General features: G+C 39.9%; 3 protein-coding genes and 1 riboswitch. Of the genes, 2 read left to right on the plus strand and 1 reads right to left on the minus strand.

Annotated features, from left to right (window positions below; genetic code table 11):
* The first annotated feature begins 76 nt into the window (after positions 1-76).
* A riboswitch (SAM riboswitch) is annotated at positions 77-178 on the plus strand.
* 72 nt (positions 179-250) lie between these two features.
* Positions 251-1,444 (plus strand): methionine adenosyltransferase, encoded by a 1,194-nt coding sequence (gene metK, locus DEF30_RS10395; protein ID WP_294099046.1) that lies wholly within the window; start codon positions 251-253, stop codon positions 1,442-1,444.
* A gap of 83 nt (positions 1,445-1,527) precedes the next feature.
* Positions 1,528-2,079, plus strand: coding sequence for an isochorismatase family cysteine hydrolase (locus DEF30_RS10400; protein WP_294099054.1), 552 nt, complete (start codon positions 1,528-1,530; stop codon positions 2,077-2,079).
* A gap of 35 nt (positions 2,080-2,114) precedes the next feature.
* Here DEF30_RS10400 and DEF30_RS10405 read toward each other — a convergent pair whose 3' ends face one another.
* Complete coding sequence (locus tag DEF30_RS10405) at positions 2,115-3,848, minus strand: DUF4153 domain-containing protein (protein ID WP_294099056.1); 1,734 nt, start codon at positions 3,846-3,848, stop codon at positions 2,115-2,117.
* Positions 3,849-4,352 lie beyond the last annotated feature (504 nt).

Consider the following 4,352-nt stretch of genomic DNA (forward strand, 5'->3'; position numbering starts at 1 on the left):
TTCGAATCCACTCTCCTCCACCACAAAAGACACAATTGTTATGATTGCTGTCTTTTTTTATGAAAAAAATTGAATACTCTTATCAAGAGAGGTGGAGGGAAAGGGCCCTGCGAAACCCGGCAACCTGCAGTGAAATGCGTGGTGCCAATTCCTGCAACATATGGTTGCAAGATAAGAGAGTTGTAGATACATGACACCTCTTCTTATTGTGAAGAGGTTTTTATTTTGCACCAAAAACAAGGAGGATAATATGAAAAGATTATTTACATCTGAATCTGTTACTGAGGGGCATCCAGATAAAATCTGTGATCAGATCTCTGATGCTATATTAGATAGTATACTGGAGCAGGATCCAGATGCAAGAGTTGCGTGTGAAACAGCAGTGACCACGGGGATGGTCATGGTCATGGGAGAAATCACAACAAAGTGCTATGTGGATATTCCGAAAATCGTACGAAAAACTGTCACAGAGATTGGGTATGTGAGAGCAAAATACGGTTTTGATGCGGAGACTTGCTCCGTGCTTACATCTATAGATGAACAGTCTCCAGATATCGCTCAGGGTGTTGACTCTTCTCTTGAAACAAGAGAAGGGCAGGAAGATGTGCTTCTTCAAACAGGTGCTGGAGATCAGGGCATGATGTTTGGATTTGCGACCAACGAGACAGAAGACTTTATGCCTATGCCGATCAATCTTGCTCAGAAGCTTGCAAGACGTCTTGCGGAGGTTCGAAAGAATGGAACCCTTACCTATCTGCGTCCTGATGGAAAGACTCAGGTAACGGTAGAATATGATGAGAATGACCAACCGGTCCGAGTGGATACCATCGTTGTTTCCACGCAGCATGGTGCTGATGTTACTCAGGAAGAGATCAGAAGGGATCTTATAGAACAGGTAATCAATGCTGTGATTCCAGAAAGTCTTATGGATAAAGAAACAAAGATATTCATCAATCCTACTGGAAAGTTCATCGTGGGAGGTCCCCAGGGTGATTCTGGCTTAACAGGAAGAAAAATCATTGTAGATACCTATGGTGGATATGGACGTCATGGTGGTGGAGCATTTTCTGGAAAGGATCCAACAAAGGTAGACAGATCTGCTGCCTATGCGGCGAGATGGGTTGCTAAGAATCTTGTTGCCGCAGGAGTTGCGGATAAACTTGAAATTCAGCTGAGTTATGCCATCGGAGTAGCTAAACCAATATCTATTGAGGTATTTACTTTCGGCACTGAAAAAGTGTCTCATGAAGTGATTATTGAGATTGTAAAGAGAGTATTTGATTTACGACCAGGTGCCATCATCAGAGATTTAGATTTACGTAAGCCGATTTATAGACAGATTGCCGCTTACGGACATTTCGGAAGAAATGATCTGGATCTCACCTGGGAAAAACTGAACAAAGTTGAGGATATCAAAGCTGCGCTGAAAGAAATCACCGCTTAATCCTAAAAAAAGACTCATATTCTGAGTCTTTTTTTCATGATTTTTTCGAGTCTTTGGTGTAAGGTGAAGATGAGGTGAAATACATGATGAAATCAATGAGTAATTTGGTTGTCGTGATTGATATGGTGAAAGGATTTTCTGAGGAGGGTGCGCTTGCATCGGATCATGTGAAGAGCATTATTGAACCAATCAGAACCTATCTTGAGCATCATCCTGGGGATATTGTTTTTGTTTCAGATGCCCATGATGAGGATTCTTCGGAGTTTCATGATTTTCCGGTCCACTGCATCAAGGGGACAAGGGAGGCGGAGGTGGTAGATAGATTACAGCTTTTCGCCCATACCTGTTTTCAGAAGAACTCTGTAAATGCTTTCCAGTCTGAATCTTTCAGGACGTATTTGGTGGAAAAACTCCATGACTATGAAAAGATTTCAATAATTGGATGCTGCACGGACATTTGTATACTGAACTTTGCGCTGGCATTGAAGTCCTACGTAACGGAGCAGAATCTTGTTAAGGAGATTGCGGTACTACAGGATCTTGTAGCAACTTTTGATGGACCAGACCATGATCGTGTAGAGGCTTCAGAGAGTGCTTTTCAAATTCTTAGGACCAATGGCATAAAAATCGAATAAAAAAGCCTCATCCGCTTGGGATGAGGTTTTTTCATCTATTTAAGATTCAGTAGAAGAACTAGACTGAGCTGGTCAAAAATGTAGCTATCATCCGTTTCTTTTCTTCCAGACATTTCACGAAGCACGACTTTTACTTCAACTTCATTGTTCTCGAGAACAAATGAGATTTCCTCTTTGCTGATGGTTTTTCCGTTATTGGCCATGTTGTTCTCTTCAGCGATGGACGCCAGCCGTTCGCTGAGGTTCTCTTCGAGAAGAGTGGTTCCGTTCTTTTCTAGAACTAATGTGGTCATATCCTTCAGTGAAACTGTGAGCTGATCAATGGATTTTGGTTCCATATAACTGTTCACAAAGAAGAGATAATCATATCCACCTACAGTAAATCCAGAAGATTCAATCTCTGTATTCACATAGAAATAGCTGGTATCCGGGGTGTAGTAGTCATAGGTTTTCTCAAAACCAAAGACAGTCTTAAAATCATTATGCGTATAGGATTCAGGGACATACTTGAGCTGGTCCAGGTTTCTGTTTTCAAAATACTGAACGATGCTGGATATGTTTTCCTGATCGGTTTTTGATACGTTCGTACCAGGGGTAATTTCTCCGGAAACCAGCATATTGTTTTTCTCAAGAAGTGCTGTAAATCTTTGATTCTGGCTGAAAGCAGACACGTTGAAAGCCGACAGGGGACCGAATACAGATACAATGGCGATGAGGGATAGAGTGACAGGAATGATGATGTTTTTTCCGTTCTTGACTAGAATGAAATAGACCATGATTCCAAGAACCCATAATCCCAAAAGTACAACAAAGTATCTGTTTTCTGTGACACCATACTGGTGAATTCTTTTCCCGATGGAGACAAACATCATCGCAAGAATGGGAAGAAGAACTCTTGGAAACCATGTTCTGAAAATCTTGGCCAGCTTATTTTCTTCCAAAATAGGGGTAAGGAAAAAGATCACAGCTGCTGCCACCACAGAGTACCAAAGTACAAGATTTGAAACAAGTCCTCTTGGCCATTCAGAAGTGACGAGGATTCTAACAAAATACACGTACAGGATACCGGTATAAATGGTGATCAGAGGAATGACGATATAAAGAAGCAGTACTTTTAAACCCTTTGAGTATGGAGCTTCTTCAAAAGTGTCTTCTTTTCTTGGCAGTTTTGAAAGAAACATGAGCGCTCCGAATATAAAGGTATCCATTAAGAAAACATAGAAGAACCATTTTCCTTCAATATCTGCATCAAAAAGAGAGTTGATGGTAAAAATAATGGCAGATATTCCAAAGAAAAGAACGCCAGCGTATAAAACTGTGAGGAATAATCCGCTGAAGATTCGAATCACATAAGCTTCATAAGCTTGTTTTGGTTGAAGTACTTTTAAGCTGTAGAAAATACCAATAATGAGTGCTACGATTGCTCCGGCAAACTGGATACCCCGAATGAGATCCATATCTTTCGTAAAGAACAAATAGTATAAAAACGTAATTACTGATGTAGGTACCGAAACCATGAGAATACTGTTGTACTTATCCAGTTTGGCTTCATAAATGTGCTTCATGGAGATGCTGAACAGCATACCGATGGCTGTGGCCATAGCCAGCCGCTCTATGAGCTCTTGGTTTCCAGAACCATCAATATTCATTTCATTCAAAGTGATTAATAAAGACATGAGTGTGAAGGATAGAAGTGCTGTAATAGGAAAACGAATGACGCTGCTGCCTAATCCTGTGATCTGCTTCTTGATAGTCTCTGTCCATTTCATAGTGAGGAGAACATCCATCAAAGAATGTTCCCAGTCACCTCCTTTACATATTTTGATGTTCTAAATAAAGTATACATTGTATTGATTTCATTTTAGTATCAAAAGGATTTCAATCATATTTTTTTGCCGATAATTCAGAATTGTTTAAGTTCTATCATCTTTAGAGTATATTCTAGTAGTACACTGTGGACTGAGGTGTGATACATGAGATGAAGAAGGGAATCAATTCAACGGTATCTTACTGAATTATAGCATATTTTTATCGTTATACAATAAAAATATTAAGATGATCGATTTCCTGTCTAAGTTAAATTCTCGGAGCTATTATGTAAGCTTAGAAGAGGTCGTTGACAACCTATCTATAGATTTAAAATCTAAACTCCGTCTTTAGTTTTCGGAGATTTCATTTCATTTCGATATGGAGAATGAATTCACGCGGCTGTTTTCTGAATTAACCTTTCAGGATGCAAGAAATAACGAACCTTTGACACTCCCACAGCTAAA

The organism is Proteiniclasticum sp., from assembly GCF_003514505.1.
Taxonomy (GTDB): domain Bacteria; phylum Bacillota; class Clostridia; order Clostridiales; family Clostridiaceae; genus Proteiniclasticum.